Here is a 15768-nt window from a genome sequence, read left to right on the forward strand (position 1 = left end):
CCCACCTATCACGTCGCGAACGCCCGCCGAGATGCGCTGCACAAGCTCACCACCCGGCTCGTGCGCACTCATGGTGCCGTGGTGATCGAAGACCTCAACGTGGCGGGCATGATGCGTAACCGGCGGCTGGCCCGGCATGTCGCCGGTGCCGGCCTGGCCGAACTGCGCCGCCAGATCGAGTACAAAGCCCGGTGGGCGGGCGTGCACCTGCATGTCGCCGACCGGTGGTATCCCTCGTCCAAGACGTGTTCGGGCTGTGGCGTGGTGAAAGCCAAGCTGCGCCTGTCCGAACGCACCTACCGCTGCGACGCGTGCGGCCTGGTCCTGGACCGGGATCTCAACGCCGCGCGCAACCTCGCCGCGCTCGTGCACCGCGAGACGTCCTCCCCGAGTTGCGGGGCGACGCAAAACGAGCCCGCTGGAAACCTGCGTAAGACCCGCACCCCGCGGGCAACGGGTACCGCCACGGGAAGACCCGCACCCCGTGCGGGCCAACGCCGACGCCGCAAGGCGCCGGCTACCTGAACACAGTGCACTCACATCCACTCGCACTTCAGGCAACGGTCGTGCCAGTCCGTCAGTCGGCCTGGCGGAAGGTGGCCATCGCGCGTTCGGTCTCCCAGAACGCGCGCATCGACCTGATCAGCCCGTCCTCGCTGACGTGGTAGACGAACACGCCTTCGGTGTCGACGCGTGCGCCACCGGGCAGGAACGCCGTGATCACGCCGACGTTCGCGCACTCGGAGCCCGCCGCGAACGAGTCGTGCATCGCGAACTCGAACCGTTCGACGCCCGCGATGGCGAGGTCCCAGAACGCCGCGATCGCGTCCTTGCCGTGATGTCCCTTGCCCTCGGCGTCGAACATCGACGGGCCCACCGGGTCCTCGACCACGGCGTCCTCGGCGAACAACGCCAGCCACTCGTCCTTGGCGCCGCGCGTCACCGCGTCCATCGAGCGCCACGAGGCCACGCGGGCGGGAGTCTCGGTGCGGGAGGCGTTCCAGGTCACCGCGGTCATGCGAACTCTCCCATCACCTCGTCGGCGAACCGCCGAAGCCCGTCCTTCTTGGCCTGCAGCCCGCCGTCGAACCCGACGCCGTAGAACAGCCACGGCACCACGATCACGTCCGTCACACCGATCTCGGCGAGCTGCCGGTAGCCGTCGAGCCCGAACCGGTCGACGCACACGGCCTGGATCTCGAACGGCCGCTCGAACGCCCCCAGGTCCTTCAGCTGCGCGATCACCGACTTCAGGTCCGCGAACTTGATCATCGCGGACGTCCAGCCGTCGCCGACGCGTGCGGCGCGCTTCAGCGCGGCGGGGGAGTGGCCGCCGACGTAGAACGGGACCGGCTCGGTCGGCGCCGGTGACATCTGCAGCCGGTCGAAGTCGAAGTACTCGCCGTGGTACTCGACCATCCCGCCGCCGAGCACGAGCTTCAGCACGTCGATCATCTCGTCGACGCGCGGACCGCGGTTCTTGTAGGGCGCGCCGCACCACTCGAACTCCTCCGGCGACCACCCGAGCCCGACGCCGAGACCGAAGCGGTTGCCGGTCAGGTGCGCGACCGAGCCGACCTGACGGGCCAGCAGCAACGGGTTGCGGGAGCCCAGTTTCAGGACCTGGGTGTAGAAGTGGATGCGGGAGGTCACGGCGCCCATCGCGGCGGCGGCGACGAACGGGTCCACCCACGGGGTGTCGGCGTTCCACATGCGCGAGCCGTCGGGCGTGTAGGGGTAGTCGGCGGACACCTTCTCGGAGAAGAACAACGAGTCCGGTAGCGCGATCGACGCGTACCCGCACTCCTCGGCGGTCCTGGCGAGTTCGGTCAGCTGGTCGAGCGGGCTCATCGCGATGCCGACGGTGAACTTCATGGCCTCTCCGATCCGACGACCCACATGGCGAAGAACTGCGACCCACCGCCGTACGCGTGCCCCAGCGCGACGCGCGCGCCGTCCACCTGGTGCTCCCCGGCGGTGCCCATGACCTGCATGGCCGCCTCGGCGAACCGCAGCAGCCCGGACGCGCCGATCGGGTTGGACGACAGCACGCCACCGCTCGGGTTCACCGGCAGCCGTCCGCCGATCTCGGTCTCGCCCGCCTCGGTGAGCTTCCAGCCCTGCCCGGCGTCGGTGAACCCGAGGTTCTCCAGCCACATCGGCTCGAACCAGGAGAACGGCACGTAGATCTCGGCGGCGTCCACTTCGGACAGCGGATCGGTGATCCCCGCCTGCCGCCACAACGCCCGTGCCGCGTCCCGCCCGGCCTGCGGGTTGACCTGGTCGCGTCCGGCGAACGTGGTGGGCTCGGTGCGCATCGCGGTCGCGTGAATCCACGCGGCTCTGCTCGACGTGGGCTCGGCCGAGATCACCACCGCGCACGCGCCGTCGGACGACGGACACGTTTCGTCGTACCGGATCGGGTCCCACAGCATGGTGGACGCGCGCACCGACTCGACGGTGATGTCCGGTTGCTTCAGGTGGGCGTACGGGTTCAACGCGCCGTTGCGCCGGTCCTTGGCCGCGACCATCGCGCCCACGTGCTCGGGAGCGCCCGCGCGGCGGATGTACGCGCGCACGTGCGGTGCGAAGTAGCCGCCCGCGCCGGCGTGCACCGGCATGGTGAACGGTGTCGGCACGGACAGCGCCCACATCGCGTTGGACTCGGACTGCTTCTCGAACGCCACCGCCAGCACGCGGTCGTGCACACCGGACTGGACGAGCGACGCGGCGACGTTGCCGGTGCTGCCGCCGACCGAGCCCGCGGTGTGCACGCGCAGCAACGGTTTCCCGACGGCGCCCAGCGCGTCCGCCAGGAACAGCTCGGGCATCATCACGCCTTCGAACAGGTCCGGTGCCTTGCCGAGGACCACGGCGTCGATGTCCGGCCAGTCCACGCCCGCGTCGGCCATCGCGCGGTCGATGGCCTCGCGGCACAGGCCGGCCATGGAGACGTCGAGGCGTTTCGCGGCGTGGTGCGTCTGGCCGGTGCCGACGACGGCTGCTGGTCGCATCTACTCCCGCCCTTCCATCACGCACACCAGGTTCTGCTGCAGCAGCGGCCCGCTCGTCGCGTGCCCCAGCACCTTCGACGCCGACCCGTCGTGCACCCGCCGCGCGGCCTCACCGATCCGCGCCAGCCCGGCCGCGAACATCGGGTTGCCCGCCAGCACGCCACCGGACGGGTTCACCAGCACGTCGTCGGAGAGCCCGAGCGCCTGGCGCAGCAGGATCTCCTGGTGGCTGAACGGCGCGTGCAGCTCCGCCACCTCGACGCCCTCTGCCCCGGCCGCCTTGCCCGCGGCCACCGCCGACGGGGACGTGGTCAGGTCGCGGGTGCCGAACGACGGCGAGTCGACCCGGTGCTCGAACCCGGTGATCCACGCCGGCCGTTCGCACAGCTCCCGCGCACGATCACCCGCGGCCAGCACGATCGTCGCCGCCCCGTCGGTGATGGGCGCGCAGTCGTGCCGCCGCAACGGATCCGCCAGGTAGTCCGACCCCAGCAGTTCGTCGACGTCGAACGAACCGGACAGCTGTGCGAGCGGGTTCGACAGGGCCGCGGCACGGCTCCTCACGGCAACGGACGCCATCTCCCGCTCGTCCCAGAGCCCGGCCTCGATGCCCATCCGAGCCTGGATCCCGGCCAGGCCAACGGAATCCGGCCACAGCGGCGTCACGACATAGGGGTCGAGCTGCATGGCCATGACGCGTCGCAGCTGACCGGCGGACGACTTGCCGAAGCCGTAGACCAGCGCCGTGTCGACCTCGCCGCACAGCAGCTTCACCCAGGCCTCGTACAACGCCCAGGCCGCGTCCATCTCGACGTGCGACTCCATGATCGGGGGGAAGGCGCCGATCGCGTCGACCGCGGAGACGAACGAGAACGCACGGCCCGCCAGGTAGTCCGACGAGCCCGAGCACCAGAACCCGATGTCGGACTTGGTGAGGCCGAGCGAGCCGAGCACCTCGTGGAAGATCGGCACCAGCATCTCGACACCGTTGGTGGTGCCGTCGGTCTCGCGCACGCAGGGCGTTTGCGCGAAACCGACTACCGCGACGTCACGCATGCGAGCCTCACAGGTGCTGGGAGTAGGAGTCGAACGGCGCGTCCGGCTCGCCGGAGGGCTTGAAGTGATCGATGTTCTGCATCGTCGGGCCCCACTCCTCGCGCGGCTTCCACACCGCCTCGACGCGCATGCCCATCCGCACGTCCTCAGGGGCGACGCCGAGCAGCAGGTGCAGGAACGCGATGTCCGCGCCGTCCAGCAGCACGTAGGCCGAGACGTACGGCGGCGGGATGCGCTGGCCGAGGAACGGCACGTTGACCACGCAGAACGTCGTGACGGTGCCGCGGTCGGGCAGCTCGACCTGGTCGGTGGTCGGCACGCCGTCGGTGGGGCAGGCCGGTCGCGGCGGGAAGTAGACCTTCGCGCACGCCGGGCAGCGCTGGCCGATCAGCCGGCCCTCCATCAGGCCGCGCAGGAACGGGTCCTCGGTCGGCGACGCGGAGTGCGTGTAGTGCAGGTGCACGGGCGTGGTCACCATGGTCACGGATTCGGCCTCGACCGGAGGGGCGGCCGGCTCGTCGGAGAGCTCGAAGCACTCGATGTCGGTGATCGCGCCGACGCGTTCGTCACGCCAGCGCACCCGCACGCGCGCGCCGGTCGACATCCGGTCCGGTGTGCCCGCGTCCACGGCGTGCAGCAGAGAGGTGTCCGCGCCGTCGAGCTGGATCAGCGCCCACGCGAACGGGCGGTCCAGCGGCTGGCCTTCCAGGGGTTCGGGGATCCACGACCACCCGCGCACCACGCCGGTCGACGCCACGTCGACGAAGTCCGTCAACCTCTGCGCCGTCACCGGGTCGTACTCGAGCGGCGGCAGGTGCACGCGGCCGTCGGAACCGCGGATCCCGGTCACCTTGCGGCGGCGCAGATCGGAGAGGAACCGGCCCAGCGTCGGGCCGAGCGAGCGTGTGTAGTCGAAGCCCACGTCGAGCGGAGCGCTGAGCGGTTTTGTCTCGGGCGGACGAGTCACAGATCAAAGTGAAACAGGTTCTCGAAATGGTGGCAAGATGGGCGCCATGAAGCTCGGTCTGCAGCTCGGGTACTGGGGTGCCGCGCCACCCTCGAACGCCGCCGAACTGGTGGCGGCGGCGGAAGAATCCGGCTTCGACGCGGTGTTCGCGGCCGAAGCGTGGGGATCGGACGCCTTCACCCCGTTGGCGTGGTGGGGATCTGCGACGCGACGGGTCCGGCTGGGCACGTCCGTCGTGCAGATGTCGGCCCGCACGCCGGCCGCGTGCGCCATGCACGCACTCACCCTCGACCACCTGTCCGGCGGGCGTTTCGTGCTCGGTCTCGGTGTGTCCGGACCGCAGGTCGTGGAGGGCTGGTACGGCCAGCCGTTCGCCAAACCCCTTGCCAGGACCAGGGAGTACGTCTCGATCCTGCGTCAGGTGCTGGCTCGCGAAGCTCCGGTCACCAACGACGGTCCGCACCACCCGTTGCCGTACCAGGGGCCGGGTGCGCTCGGGCTGGGCAAGCCGCTCAAGCCCATCACCCACCCGCTGCGCGCCGACCTGCCGATCTGGCTCGGCGCGGAAGGCCCGAAGAACGTCGCGCTGACCTCGGAGATCGCCGACGGCTGGCTCGCGATCTACTACGCGCCCAGGCTCGCCGGGATGTACGACGAGTGGCTGGCCGACGGGTTCGCCAGGTCGGGCCGCAGCAGGGAGAACTTCGAGGTCGCGGCCACCTGTCAGGTCGTCGTGACGGACGATCCGGTCGCGGTCAGGGCGATGCTCAAGCCCTTCATCGCTTTGTACATCGGCGGAATGGGCGCGCCGGGGATGAACTTCCACGCGGAGGTCTTCACCCGCATGGGATACGGCGAGGCGGTGCGCGACATCGGCCGGTTGTTCCTCTCCGGACGCAAAGACGAGGCGGCGCAGGTGGTTCCTGACGAACTGGTGGCCGAGATCAGCATCGTCGGCACCGCCGAGCACGTGCGCGAGGAGATCGGGCGCTGGGAGAAGGCGGGCGTCACGATGCTGCTCGTCGGGTGCCGCGACGTTGCCACGATCAAGGCGGTCGCGGAGGCTTGTCAGTAGGTGAAACGCGTTCTACTTTGAGGGTGTGGTCACAGGACTCTGGAACATCGCCGCCGACCGCCCGGACCTGACCGCGCTGGTCGATCCGAGCGGCCGCGAGATCACCTACGCCGAGCTCGCGGCGGAGGCCGACAGGTACGGGCGCGGGTTCCAGGCCCTGGGGCTGGCACCCGGCGACAGCATCGTGCTGATGCTGCCCAACAGCGCCGAACTGGTGGCGGTGTACTTCGCCGCCTACCAGACCGGCCTCTACGTCGTGATGGCCAACTGGCACCTGACCGGCACCGAGGTCGCGTACCTCGTGCAGGACAGCGGCGCCAAGGCGTTCGTGGGGCACGAACGGTTCGCCGAGGCGGCGACGGAGGCCGCCGCGAGCCTGCCCGCGAACGCCAGGTTCGCCGTCGGTGACATCCCCGGCTTCGAACCGCTGGGCACGCTCGGGAAGGGCGAGGAGGGCAGGCCGGACGTCCGCACGGCCGGCTCGCCGATGCTCTACACCTCGGGCACGACCGGGCGGCCGAAAGGTGTGCGCCGGCCGTTGACCGGCGCGGACCCCGACGTGGTGCCCGGGTCGGCGCCGTGGTTCTTCGGCATCTTCGGGATCAAGCCGCACGACGGGCACGTGCACCTGTGCGGGTCGCCGCTCTACCACACGGCGGTGCTCAACTTCGTCGTCATCTCCATCCAGCTCGGCCACACCGCGGTGCTCATGGACCACTGGTCGCCGGAGGAGATGCTGCGGCTGATCGAGCGGTACAAGGTCACGCACAGCCACATGGTGCCGACCCAGTTCCACCGCCTGCTCGCGCTGCCGGACGACGTCAGGCACAAGTACGACCTGTCGTCGTTGCGCGCGATGATCCACGGCGCGGCACCGTGCCCGCTGGAGGTCAAGCGCCGGATGCTCGACTGGTGGGGTCCGGTGGTGATCGAGTACTACGCCGCGACCGAGGGTGGCGGGACCGCGATCTCCGCGCAGGAGTGGCTGCGCAAGCCCGGATCCGTCGGCCTGCCCTGGCCGACGTCGGAGATCAAGATCCTGGACGAGGACGGCACCGAGCTGCCGCCGGGCGAACGCGGCCTGGTCTACATGCGAATGGGCGACTCCACGTTCGAGTACCACAAGGACACCGAGAAGACGAAGGCCGCGCGCGTCGGCAAGCTCTTCACGTTGCAGGACATCGGTTATCTCGACGAGGACGGCTACCTGTTCCTCTGCGACCGCAAGAACGACATGATCATCTCCGGTGGCGTGAACATCTACCCGGCGGAGATCGAGGGCGAACTCGTGTGCCACCCCAAGGTCGCGGACGTGGCGGTGTTCGGCGTGCCGCACCCGGACTGGGGCGAGGAGATCAAGGCGGTCGTCCAGCCGGCCGACGGCGTCGAGCCGGACGAGGCGCTGACCGAGGAGCTGCTGGCATTCGCCGGCACCCGGCTCGCGAAGTTCAAGCTGCCGCGCACGATCGAGTACCTCCCCGAGCTGCCGCGCGATCCGAACGGCAAGCTGTACAAGCGAAAGCTGAGGGACCGTGCGTGACCTCATCAGGATGACGGACGCCGAGGTCCGGGAGTTCCTGGACGGCCAGAAGACGTTGATCGTGGCCACCATCGGCCGGAACGGCCTGCCGCACCTCGTCCCGATGTGGTTCGCGGTGCTGGACGGCGAGATCGTGTTCTGCACGGACCGCAAGTCGCAGAAGATCGTGAACCTCCGGCGCGACTCGCGCTGCAGCGTGCTCGCGGAGGCGGGGGAGACGTACGACCAGCTGCGCGGCGTCCACCTGGAGGGCGTCGCCGAGTTCACGCCGGACCTGGGCCGGGTCGTCGACGCCGTGGTGGCGCGCAACTTCGGTGAGGTCGGCGACGACGACGAAGCACGGGAAGCCATGAAGAAGGCCATGTCCCGGCGCGTCGCCGTGATCTTCCGTCCCACCAGGACGGCCAGCTGGGACCACCGGAAGCTGATGTCGGGAGTGACCCCATGACCCTGAACCGCCGTCAGGTGATCGCCGGAGCCGGTCTCGCACTGGCTTCCGGCCTGGTCAGAACATCTCCGGCGAGCGCGGACCCGCTCGGCGAGTTCGACGTCGTCGTGGTCGGCGCCGGCGCGGCCGGCATGACCGCCGCGCTCACCGCGGCCAAACGCGGCCTGAGCTGCGTCGTGCTGGAGAAGGCACCGACGTTCGGCGGCTCGGCCGCGCGGTCCGGTGCCGGCATCTGGATCCCCAACAACGAGGTCATCCTCGCGGCCGGTGTGCCGGACACGCCGGAGAAGGCGCGGCAGTACCTCGCGGCCGTCGTCGGCGACATCCCCGTGTCGCGGCAACAGGCCTATCTGACCCACGGGCCGCAGATGATCTCGTTCGTCATGCGGAACAGCCCGCTCAACTTCCGGTACATGGACGGCTACAGCGACTACTACCCCGAGTACCCCGGCGGCATCGCGCGGGGCCGCTCGATCGAGCCGGAGATGCTCGACGGCCGCATCCTCGGCGCCGAGCTCGCGAACCTCAACCCGCCCTACCTCGCCACGCCGGCCGGCATGGTCATCTACGGCGCCGACTACAAGTGGCTCGCCCTCGCCCTGGTCAACGCGAAGGGTGCCGCGACGGCCGCGGCCGCACTGGCACGGGGAACGGCGGCCGCGCTGGCGGGCCAGAAGCCGTTGACCATGGGCCAGGCACTCGCCGGCGGTCTGCGCGCGGGCCTGATGCAGGCGAACGTGCCGGTGTGGCTGAACACCGGCCTGGAAGACCTGCACGTGGAGAACGGCGCCGTGAAGGGCGTGCTGACCTCACGCGGTCTCGTCCGCGCGCGGCGCGGCGTGATCATGGGCTCTGGCGGCTTCGAGCACAACGCGGAAATGCGCGCGCAGTACCAACGTCAGCCCATCGGTACACAATGGACGGTAGGCGCGAAGGAGAACACCGGCGACGGCCACCGCGCGGGCCTGCGCGTGGGCGCCGCCGTGGACCTGATGGACGACGCCTGGTGGGGCCCGGTCATCCCGACCCCGGGCTCACCGTACTTCTGCCTGGCCGAACGCACCCTGCCCGGCGGCTTGATGATCAACGCGGCGGGTCAGCGGTTCGTGAACGAGGCCGCGCCCTACAGCGACGTCGTGCACGTCATGTACGACAAGAACTCCGCGAACCCGTGCATCCCGGCGTGGCTGATCGTCGACCAGAACTACCGCAACAGGTACCTGTTCTCCGACGTCGCGCCCACGCTGCCGCTGCCGGACTCGTGGTACCAGTCGGGCGCGGTCGTGAAGAACTGGTCGCTCGACGGCCTGGCCTCCGCGATCGGTGTCCCGGCGGGCGCGTTGAAGGCCACCGTCAGCCGGTTCAACAACCAGGCCTTCTCCGGCAGGGACACGGACTTCAAGCGCGGCGACAGCGCCTACGACCACTACTACACCGACCCGGCGGTCTTCCCGAACTCGTGCCTCGCCCCGCTGTGGGTGGCGCCGTACTACGCGTTCAAGATCGTGCCGGGCGACCTCGGCACCAAGGGCGGCATGGTCACCGACGCCCGCGCGCGTGTCCTGCGTCCGGACGGGTCGGTGATTCCCGGCCTGTACGCGGCGGGCAACGTGAGCTCGGCGGTGATGGGGCACAGCTACGCCGGGGCGGGGTCGACGATCGGCCCCGCCATGACGTTCGGTTACGTCGCCGGCAACGACATCTAGCCCCGTGACGGCTCCACCCGCTCCGGTGGAGCCGTCACGCCCCCTGGTCAGCAGGCCTGGCCCTGTCCCGCGTCGTCCAGCCGGGCTTCGGTGATGTAGCCGGACTTGCCCGTGTTCTGGTCGTAGACGTAGTCCCAGTAGGGCGTGCCCTCGAAGTAGTCACCGAGCACGAAGCAGTAGTCGATCAGGGAGTGGGACATCTGCGCCTGCCCCACCGGGGCGCAGGAGCTGGAGATGCGCGCGCAGGGCCGGATGTTGACGTAGTTCGCGCTGGTGTGGTTGATGAACACGCCGTTGACGTGCGGCCCGGGGCTGGCGCTCGCGGCCGGGCTGAACACGAGCGGAAGGGCGGTCAGGACCGCGGCGGCGGACAGGATCGGCTTCATGGTCACTCGCACCCCGTGCCGGACCGCAGCGCCGCCCAGGTGTGGCCGCCGACCTTGCCGTCGACGAGCAGCTTGACGCGGCAGTTCCTCGCGTACGAGTCGTTCTGGAACGCTCTGACGGCTCTCTCGGTGTTCCCGCCGAAGTCCCCGTCGACGCCGGACGAACCGATGTAGTAACCGTAGAGGTCGCGCAGCAGGCACTGGGCCTCCCGGACCATGTCGCCCTTGCCGTTGCGGTCGCCGTCGCCGCGCTTGATCTCGGCGTTGCCGTAGTAGTAGTTGCAGGTCCACCAGTCGGCTGCGCCGACGTCGGTGGAGTGAGGCTGGGCGCTCGGCGCCGCCGCGGTCGTGTCCTGCGCCAGGGCCGGTGCGGCGGCACCGAGCAACAGGGGCAGTGCGAGTGCCAGAGCAGCGGCGCCAGTGCGCGAAAAGCGTGCGTTCATGAGGGATTCCCATTCATCGGTAACGGTTGTTGCTCCACGGGGAACGATGCGCCGACGACGAACGCCGCGGCCGAATCCCGACCGAATCCGAACGCCGGTGGTTACCATCGACTGTGATGGGGGCTTCTCGGGTAGCGGGGGAAGAAGCCGGATCACCGCCCGATCCAGGACGCGCGAGCACGCTGGACGAACTCGCCGAGTGCTTGCGGTCGCTGAAGGTGTGGGCAGGCGACCCGTCCTACGAACGCATCAAGGACCGAGTCCACGTGACGTGGACCGCGCAGGGCCGCCCGGCGGCCGACCTGGTCGGCAAGACGACCGTGGTGGACTGCTTCCGCACCGGACGGCGGCGGTTGAACGCGGACCTCGTGGTGGCCGTGGTGCGGGCGCTGCACCCGGACGCGGGGTACGTGGCGCAGTGGCAGCAGGCGTTGCGCGTCGTGGCCGGGGAGACCCTGGCGTCGTCCCAGATCCGGGTGCAGGACACCCTTCCCCCTGACCTGACCGGGTTCGTCGGCCGCGCCGCCGAGCTGGAGGACATCCGGCGGGCGCGGGAACGGGCCGTCGTGGGCGGTGGCACGGTGGCGATCTCGGCGATCGAGGGCATGGCGGGGGTGGGCAAGACGCGGCTGGCCGTCCGCGCGGCGCACCTGCTCGCGCGCGAGAGACCCTTCGACCACGTGTTGTTCGTCGACCTCCGCGGATACCACCACGACCCCGCCCAGCGACCCGCCGACCCGGCCGCGGTGCTCGACGGCTTCCTGCGGCTGCTCGGTGTGCCGGGCCAGCGGATCCCGCACGACCCGCCGGCCCGCTCGTCGATGTACCGCCGCCTGCTCACCGACACGAAGACGTTGGTGGTGCTGGACAACGCGGTCGACGAACGCCAGGTCGCCCCGCTGCTGCCGCGCACACCCGGCTGCCTCACGCTGATCACCAGCAGACGTGTCCTCACCGGTCTCTCGGACGTGACGCACGTACCGGTGAACGTGTTCGGCCGCGCGGAGGCCCTGCGGTTCCTGGAAAGGGCAACGCAGGGCACACCGGTCGGCCACGACCCGCACGCCGCGGCCAGGATCACGCGGTCCTGCGGGCATCTCCCGCTCGCTCTCGGCGTGTGCGCCGGGCACATCCGCAGCACGCGCGGCTGGACCCTCACCGACCACGCCGACCGCCTCGACGAGCGGCACCGCCACCACCGCCTGGACTCCGGCGTGGAACTGGCGCTGAACCTGTCCTACCAGAGCCTTTCGCCCGCCGCGCGCAGGCTGCTGCGACTGCTCGCCCTGCACCCAGGCCAGGACTTCGAGGTCCACGCCGCGGCGGCGCTCGTCGGCGCGACGCCCGCCGCCGTCCGGCCGGTGCTCGATGACCTGTGCCGCGACCACCTCCTGCAGCCTCTGGCGCTCGGCAGGTTCACCTTCCACGACCTCGTCCGGACGTTCGCCGCGGATCGCGCCGGTGACGAGGACCCGCCGGCCGAACGACGTGACGCGCTCACCCGCCTGCTCGACCACTACGTGGCGGCCGCGCTGGCCGCGACGCAGACCCTGCACCTCGCCGGGCCGCACCGGCTGCCGGAGGTCCCGCGGGTGCCGGTGCCCGAGATGACCGGCCCGCGGGCGGCCCGCGAGTGGCTGGACACCGAACGTTCCACCTTGGTCGAGATCGGCGGGTACGCCGCCGCGCGCGACTGGCCGGGACACGCGATCTCGTTGTCCGTCATCCTGTTCCGCTACCTGGCCGGCGGGTACTTCACGGATGCCGTGGTCCTGCACGGCCGCGCCCTGCACGCGGCCCAGCGGACGAACGACCCCACCGCACAGGCGAACGCGTTGATCAGTCTCGGCGGCGCGCACACCCGGCTGGGCCGGCACGAGGTCGCCGCGGAGCAGTTCCGCCGGGCCCTGGACCTGTTCGAGCGCAGCGGCGACGAACCGGGGCAGGCGCGCGCCTACGCCAACCTCGGCACGCTGGCCCAGCGTCAGGGCCGCGATCACCAGGCCGCCGGGCACTTCCGCAAGGCGCTCGCCCTGCACCGGCGGACCGGCGCCCGCACGAGCGAGGCGGGCACCCTGGTCAGCCTGGGCAACATCGACCGGCGCCTCGGCAACCACGCACGTGCGGCCGGCCACTACCGCCGGGCGCACGGCATGTTCCGCGAGTCAGGATTCCCGGCCGGTGAAGCCGTGGCCCTGCACGGGCTCGGCAACGTCGAGCTCGGCACGGGCGAGCACGTGCCCGCGGCCAGACACCTCGGCCAGGCCCTGGTGCTGCACCGGAAACTCGGCAACGCGGCGGGGGAGGCGGGAGCGCTGGACAGCATGGGCACGCTGCAGCTGCGGTGCGGGCGTCCCGGCCAGGCCGTCCGGCGCTATCGGAAGGCCCTCACGATGTTCCGCGCCTGCGGGGACAGGGATGGCGAGGCCTGGGTGCTCGTCGGTCTCGGCGACGCCGAACGGGCAGCCGGCGACGTCGCCGGCGCACTGACCCACTACGGGGACGCGCTCGCCGTCGCCACCGAGATCGGCGCTCAGCCACAACAGGTTCGCGCGTGCACCGGCCTCGGCCACGTCCACCGCGCGTTGGGTGACCACGCCATCGCCGGCCGGTACTACCGGCGGTCACGTCTGCTGCGCGCTAGCGCCCCTTGAACTCCGGCTTGCGCTTCTCCGCGAAGGCCCGCGGGCCTTCCTTCGCGTCCTCGCTGCGGAACACCTCCATGCCGAGCCGGGCGTCCACGGTGAACGCCTCGTTCTCGTGCATGGCCTCGGTCTCCCGCATGGTCCGCAGGATCGCCCGCACCGCCAGCGGCCCGTTGGCGGAGATCAGCTCGGCCAGCTCCATCGCCTTGCCGAGCGCCTGTCCGTCCGGCACCACGTGTCCGATCAGGCCGATCTCCTTGGCCTCCGCGGCTCTGATGTGCCGTCCGGTCAGCAGCAGGTCCGCCGCGACCGTGTACGGGATCTGGCGCGGCAACCGCACCGCCGACCCGCCGAGCGGGAACAGTCCCCACCGCGCCTCGGACACGCCGAACCGCGCGCTCTCACCGGCCACGCGGATGTCGGTCGCCTGAAGGATTTCCGTGCCACCGGCGACCGCGGGCCCCTCCACCGCGGCGATGAGCGGTTTCGTCAATCGACGACCTTTCAGCAGCGGTTCGATGACGGAGAAGTCGAACTTGCCGTCGGACTCGCTGGGGTGGTTGGCCGTCATCGCCTTCAGGTCGGCGCCCGCGCAGAACGAGCCGCCGGCGCCGGTCAGGATGCAGACGCGCACGTCGGGGTCGTTGTCCACGCGGTCCCAGGCCTCGCGCATGATCGCCATCATCGGGCCGGACAACGCGTTGCGGACCTCTGGCCGGTTCATCGTGACGACGAGAACGTTGCCGACCAGGTCCACCAACGCGTGCGGTTCCGTCGTGGTCGTCATTCGCGCGCCTCCTGGATCGAGATTGACCGCACGGGGGATTGTCCAGAACAGTAACACGTTCTACTTTCCTTGCATGGCCCTCAACGTCGCAGACCTCGTTGAACACGCCGCAGACACCGTGCCCGACCGGACCGCCATCGTGTGCGGGCCCAAGCGGGTCACCTATGCCGAGCTTGAGTCACGAGCCAACAAACTGGCCCACCACCTGGCAAAAAACGGCGTGACACAGGGATCGCACGTTGGGCTCTACGCACGCAACTCGATCGAGCTCGTCGAGGCCCTGCTCGCGGTCTACAAGCTGCGCGCGGTCGCCATCAACGTCAACTACCGCTACACCAAGAACGAGTTGCAGTACTTGTTCGGCGAAGCGGACCTGGTCGCGCTCGTGCACGAACGGCGGTACTCGCCGTTGGTCGCGGAGGTCGGCGCTCCCGGCCCGCTCGTCGTGATCGACGACGAGACCGACGAGGAGTTCGCCGGCGTCGAGTACGAAGCGGCTCTCGCCGGAGAGTCTGGCGACCGCGACTTCGGGCCGCGCAGCCCGGACGACCTCTACATCCTGTTCACCGGCGGCACGACCGGCATGCCCAAGGGCGTGATGTGGCGGCACGAGGACGTGTGGCGCACCCTCGGCGGCGGCATCGACTTCGTGACCGGCGAACGGCTCACCGACGAGTGGCAGCAGGCCAGGTCGGGCAAGGACTACGGCCTGGTCCGGCTCTGCCTGCCGCCGCTGATCCACGGCGCCGCGCAGTGGGCCGTGCTGGGCGCGTTGTTCTGCGGCAGCACGGTGGTGCTCGTGCCGAAGTTCGACCCGGCCGAGATCTGGCGGGCGATCGAGCGGGAGAAGGTCCAGGTCGCGGCGATCACCGGCGACGCGATGGGCCGCCCGTTGATCGAGGAGTTCGAACGCGGCCAGTACGACGGCTCGTCGCTGTTCGTCATCAACAGCAGCGCCGCGCTGTTCTCCTATCCGGTGAAGAAGAAGTACCAGGAGCTCCTGCCGCACACGACGTTGCTGGAGTCGATCGGGTCGAGCGAGACCGGGTCCACCGGCATCGGCGCGGTGCCCAAGGAGATCGTGCAGACCGACGGCACCAAGGTGAAGCTCAACGAGGACACCATCGTCATCGACGACGACGGCAACAAGCTCGACCCGGTGCCCGGCGTCATCGGCAAACTGGCCCGCGGCGGCCACATCCCGCTCGGCTACTACAAGGACCCGGAGAAGACCGCGCGGATGTTCGTCGAGGTCGACGGCAGGCGGTTCACCGTGCCCGGCGACTACGCGCGGTTCGAGGAGGACGGCGACATCACGTTGCTCGGCCGCGGCAACACCTGCGTGAACACCGGTGGCGAGAAGGTGTTCCCGGAGGAGGTCGAGGGCGTGCTGAAGTCGCACCCGGACGTGTTCGACGCCCTCGTGATCGGCATCCCGGACGACCTGCTGGGCCAACGCGTCGGCGCGATCGTGCGGCCGCGTGACGGTGCCGCGCCGACACTGTCCGAACTGGACGCTCACGTGCGGGAGACGCTCGCCGGCTACAAGGTGCCGCGGTCGCTCTGGCTCGTCGACGAGATCGGCCGGACGCCCAGCGGGAAACCCGACTACCAGTGGGCCAAGCGGCACGTGGAAGAGCACGCGCACCAGCCCGCGTGACCCAGCTCGACGACCCGGTGGCGCGACGCCACGTGGAGGAT

The 15768-nt window shown here is 70.2% G+C and carries 14 protein-coding genes and 1 pseudogene; 7 read left to right on the forward strand and 8 right to left on the reverse strand.

The genetic code is table 11. From position 1 onward, the window contains the following. Nucleotides 1-21 precede the first annotated feature (21 nt). Nucleotides 22-525 (forward strand): annotated as a pseudogene (locus ACWEIJ_RS22495) (RNA-guided endonuclease TnpB family protein); the annotation flags it as partial. A 52-nt stretch (nucleotides 526-577) separates the two neighbouring features. On the opposite strand, the gene ACWEIJ_RS22500 reads toward ACWEIJ_RS22495, so the two are convergent. The 5 genes from ACWEIJ_RS22500 to ACWEIJ_RS22520 are packed head-to-tail and all read right to left on the reverse strand — an operon-like array spanning nucleotide 578 to nucleotide 5037. After that, nucleotides 578-1018, reverse strand: coding sequence for a nuclear transport factor 2 family protein (locus ACWEIJ_RS22500; RefSeq protein ID WP_449839153.1), 441 nt, complete (start codon nucleotides 1016-1018; stop codon nucleotides 578-580). Further along, a complete protein-coding gene (locus ACWEIJ_RS22505) occupies nucleotides 1015-1875 on the reverse strand; it encodes a TIGR03619 family F420-dependent LLM class oxidoreductase (protein ID WP_449839154.1) in 861 nt (286 codons plus the stop codon). The genes ACWEIJ_RS22500 and ACWEIJ_RS22505 overlap by 4 nt, the downstream gene beginning before the upstream one ends. Next, the gene (locus tag ACWEIJ_RS22510) at nucleotides 1872-3014 is read right to left on the reverse strand and encodes a thiolase domain-containing protein (protein ID WP_449839155.1); all 1143 of its coding nucleotides are present in this window, start codon (nucleotides 3012-3014) and stop codon (nucleotides 1872-1874) included. The genes ACWEIJ_RS22505 and ACWEIJ_RS22510 overlap by 4 nt, the downstream gene beginning before the upstream one ends. Further along, nucleotides 3015-4070: a thiolase domain-containing protein gene (locus tag ACWEIJ_RS22515; protein ID WP_449839156.1), complete on the reverse strand. Its 1056-nt coding sequence runs from the start codon at nucleotides 4068-4070 to the stop codon at nucleotides 3015-3017. Nucleotides 4071-4077: 7 nt separating this feature from the next. Beyond that, nucleotides 4078-5037, reverse strand: coding sequence for a Zn-ribbon domain-containing OB-fold protein (locus tag ACWEIJ_RS22520; protein WP_449839157.1), 960 nt, complete (start codon nucleotides 5035-5037; stop codon nucleotides 4078-4080). Nucleotides 5038-5083: 46 nt separating this feature from the next. On the opposite strand from ACWEIJ_RS22520, the gene ACWEIJ_RS22525 reads away from it, so the two are divergent. The 4 genes from ACWEIJ_RS22525 to kstD are packed head-to-tail and all read left to right on the forward strand — an operon-like array spanning nucleotide 5084 to nucleotide 9806. Further along, on the forward strand, nucleotides 5084-6112 hold the full coding sequence (locus ACWEIJ_RS22525; RefSeq protein WP_449839158.1) for an LLM class F420-dependent oxidoreductase: 1029 nt from the start codon (nucleotides 5084-5086) through the stop codon (nucleotides 6110-6112). Nucleotides 6113-6137: 25 nt separating this feature from the next. Beyond that, nucleotides 6138-7652 carry an acyl-CoA synthetase gene (locus ACWEIJ_RS22530; RefSeq protein WP_449839159.1) on the forward strand — a complete coding sequence of 505 codons (1515 nt, stop codon included), beginning with the start codon at nucleotides 6138-6140 and terminating at the stop codon, nucleotides 7650-7652. Continuing rightward, complete coding sequence (locus ACWEIJ_RS22535) at nucleotides 7645-8100, forward strand: pyridoxamine 5'-phosphate oxidase family protein (RefSeq protein ID WP_449839160.1); 456 nt, start codon at nucleotides 7645-7647, stop codon at nucleotides 8098-8100. Before ACWEIJ_RS22530 ends, ACWEIJ_RS22535 begins: the two co-directional genes overlap by 8 nt. Continuing rightward, the gene (gene kstD, locus ACWEIJ_RS22540) at nucleotides 8097-9806 is read left to right on the forward strand and encodes a 3-oxosteroid 1-dehydrogenase (RefSeq protein ID WP_449839161.1); all 1710 of its coding nucleotides are present in this window, start codon (nucleotides 8097-8099) and stop codon (nucleotides 9804-9806) included. Before ACWEIJ_RS22535 ends, kstD begins: the two co-directional genes overlap by 4 nt. 47 nt (nucleotides 9807-9853) lie before the next feature. Here kstD and ACWEIJ_RS22545 read toward each other — a convergent pair whose 3' ends face one another. Together ACWEIJ_RS22545 and ACWEIJ_RS22550 are read right to left on the reverse strand one after the other, a co-directional pair. Further along, entirely contained in the window at nucleotides 9854-10192 is a 339-nt protein-coding gene (locus tag ACWEIJ_RS22545; RefSeq protein ID WP_449839162.1) for a hypothetical protein, read from the reverse strand. A 2-nt stretch (nucleotides 10193-10194) separates the two neighbouring features. Continuing rightward, nucleotides 10195-10635, reverse strand: a complete 441-nt coding sequence (locus tag ACWEIJ_RS22550) for a peptidoglycan-binding domain-containing protein (RefSeq protein WP_449839163.1) — start codon at nucleotides 10633-10635, stop codon at nucleotides 10195-10197. A gap of 116 nt (nucleotides 10636-10751) precedes the next feature. Between ACWEIJ_RS22550 and ACWEIJ_RS22555 the strand changes: the two genes are divergently transcribed. Then, nucleotides 10752-13289: a tetratricopeptide repeat protein gene (locus ACWEIJ_RS22555; protein WP_449839164.1), complete on the forward strand. Its 2538-nt coding sequence runs from the start codon at nucleotides 10752-10754 to the stop codon at nucleotides 13287-13289. On the opposite strand, the gene ACWEIJ_RS22560 is transcribed toward ACWEIJ_RS22555, so the two are convergent. Continuing rightward, nucleotides 13276-14067, reverse strand: coding sequence for a crotonase/enoyl-CoA hydratase family protein (locus tag ACWEIJ_RS22560; RefSeq protein ID WP_449839165.1), 792 nt, complete (start codon nucleotides 14065-14067; stop codon nucleotides 13276-13278). The genes ACWEIJ_RS22555 and ACWEIJ_RS22560 overlap by 14 nt on opposite strands. A gap of 73 nt (nucleotides 14068-14140) precedes the next feature. On the opposite strand from ACWEIJ_RS22560, the gene ACWEIJ_RS22565 reads away from it, so the two are divergent. Continuing rightward, nucleotides 14141-15727 (forward strand): acyl-CoA synthetase, encoded by a 1587-nt coding sequence (locus ACWEIJ_RS22565; protein WP_449839166.1) that lies wholly within the window; start codon nucleotides 14141-14143, stop codon nucleotides 15725-15727. Nucleotides 15728-15768 lie beyond the last annotated feature (41 nt).

This window comes from Lentzea sp. NPDC004789 (assembly GCF_053601075.1).

Excerpts from the sequence above, each read along its gene's own strand:
- ACWEIJ_RS22515 (WP_449839156.1), bottom strand. The coding sequence starts at position 4,070 with ATGCGTGACGTCGCGGTAGTCGGTTTCGCGCAAACGCCCTGCGTGCGC.
- ACWEIJ_RS22555 (WP_449839164.1), top strand. The coding sequence starts at position 10,752 with ATGGGGGCTTCTCGGGTAGCGGGGGAAGAAGCCGGATCACCGCCCGAT.
- ACWEIJ_RS22510 (WP_449839155.1), bottom strand. The coding sequence starts at position 3,014 with ATGCGACCAGCAGCCGTCGTCGGCACCGGCCAGACGCACCACGCCGCG.
- ACWEIJ_RS22560 (WP_449839165.1), bottom strand. The coding sequence starts at position 14,067 with ATGACGACCACGACGGAACCGCACGCGTTGGTGGACCTGGTCGGCAAC.
- ACWEIJ_RS22565 (WP_449839166.1), top strand. The coding sequence starts at position 14,141 with ATGGCCCTCAACGTCGCAGACCTCGTTGAACACGCCGCAGACACCGTG.
- ACWEIJ_RS22525 (WP_449839158.1), top strand. The coding sequence starts at position 5,084 with ATGAAGCTCGGTCTGCAGCTCGGGTACTGGGGTGCCGCGCCACCCTCG.
- ACWEIJ_RS22500 (WP_449839153.1), bottom strand. The coding sequence starts at position 1,018 with ATGACCGCGGTGACCTGGAACGCCTCCCGCACCGAGACTCCCGCCCGC.
- ACWEIJ_RS22505 (WP_449839154.1), bottom strand. The coding sequence starts at position 1,875 with ATGAAGTTCACCGTCGGCATCGCGATGAGCCCGCTCGACCAGCTGACC.
- ACWEIJ_RS22545 (WP_449839162.1), bottom strand. The coding sequence starts at position 10,192 with ATGAAGCCGATCCTGTCCGCCGCCGCGGTCCTGACCGCCCTTCCGCTC.
- ACWEIJ_RS22550 (WP_449839163.1), bottom strand. The coding sequence starts at position 10,635 with ATGAACGCACGCTTTTCGCGCACTGGCGCCGCTGCTCTGGCACTCGCA.
- kstD (WP_449839161.1), top strand. The coding sequence starts at position 8,097 with ATGACCCTGAACCGCCGTCAGGTGATCGCCGGAGCCGGTCTCGCACTG.